Origin of the sequence: Geobacter sp. OR-1 (genome assembly GCF_000813145.1) — a bacterium.
Lineage (GTDB): Bacteria > Desulfobacterota > Desulfuromonadia > Geobacterales > DSM-12255 > Geoanaerobacter.
Map to the genome: position 1 here is coordinate 1 of NZ_BAZF01000051.1, position 1409 is coordinate 1409.

Here is a 1409-nt window from a genome sequence, read left to right on the forward strand (position 1 = left end):
GGCATCATTCAAGTTTTTAGCTCTGAAGAAAATCCACGCAAAACTCACTAAGTTAAACGTTACAAATATCTGCCAGTACTTTAGCCAGATACTTTTTTCAATTCCTAACCACTTATGCAGTCTCTTTTGGTACGGCTTGTAAAATGTAGATAAGGCCAAATAGACACCATGTAGTACACCCCAAATGACAAACCCCCACGTAGCCCCGTGCCAGACACCAGAGATAAAGAAAGTAACCAGTAAAGCCATTGCCGTGCCAGATTGACCCCAACCACGCCATCCCATCTGTAATGGTTTGAAGATATAGTCCAGAATCCATCGAGAGAATGATATATGCCATCTTCTCCAGAATTCGGAAATAGATGTTGCGAGATAGGGACTGTTGAAATTTTCTGTTAATTTGATTCCGAACATTTGTGCAGCGCCTCTGGCCATATCTGTATATGCAGAAAAGTCGAAATATATCTGAAAGGCATAGGCGTAGGTGGCAAGGATTAACGGCAGACCGGTGTAGTTGTAAACATTGCTGTATACCTGATCGGCATAGAGAGCAAACCTTTCTGCAATGACAACCTTTTTAAAAAGTCCCCATGTAAACAGGAGCATACCAGAGCGTATGGCATCATAATCGAAATGATAGGTCTGTTTCAGTTGAGGGAGTAAATCGCCAGCACGTTCTATTGGACCTTGAAGCAGTTTCGGAAAGAATGCCAGATACAGAGCAAAATATCCAAAATGATGTTCCGGTTCTTCTATCTCAAGGTAAATATCAGCAAGATATGAAATTGCCTGAAAGGTGAAGTAGGAAACGCCGATACTAATGATGGTTTTTGAGAATGTGCTACTCAACCCGAATATGCTGTTACCTTGTGCTTCCAGAAAGGGAAGGTATTTAAGAAGGGCCAGAATTACAACACAAGCGACAACCCCTACCTGGAGCCAGTGCTTCCGACTTGATTCATCCTTATGAGAGGCAATTCGTAATCCGCAGACATAACTGATACATGTCACCACCAACAACACTGCCAGTAGATACGGGGCATTGAAAGACGCGTAAAAACCGTAACTGGCAGTAACCAGCACCAGCCAGCGCCAGCGGTCTGGTATGAAATGGAAAATTAGATAGACAACTGGCAGGAACAGGTAAAATTTAAGGGAGGTAAACGTCATTAGTTGCCAGTAAGTTTCCGATCAATATCATCAATAAGATTGCCCACATTGCGTTGTTTGAGTAGTTCCTTCTGGGAAAATCTGATGTTAAATTTTGCTTCAATAGTCGTAATCAGGTTTACATGGGAAAGCGAGTCCCATCCGTCGACATCATTGGCAGTCATATCTCTGGTTACTTGTATGGTTTCGTCATCGAATACCATCTGAAAAATCTGATTCAAGGCTTCCACTGTTGTCAT

2 protein-coding genes are annotated in these 1409 nt (G+C 42.4%); both read right to left on the bottom strand.

What is annotated here, in order from left to right; all coding sequences use genetic code 11:
* Positions 1–1170, bottom strand: a 1170-nt coding sequence (locus OR1_RS20405) for an MBOAT family protein (protein ID WP_041974986.1), incomplete at its 3' end; no start/stop codon positions are given.
* On the bottom strand, positions 1170–1409 hold a 240-nt coding region (locus OR1_RS20410; protein WP_041974988.1), incomplete at its 5' end, for an acyl carrier protein. The genes OR1_RS20405 and OR1_RS20410, both read right to left, overlap by 1 nt.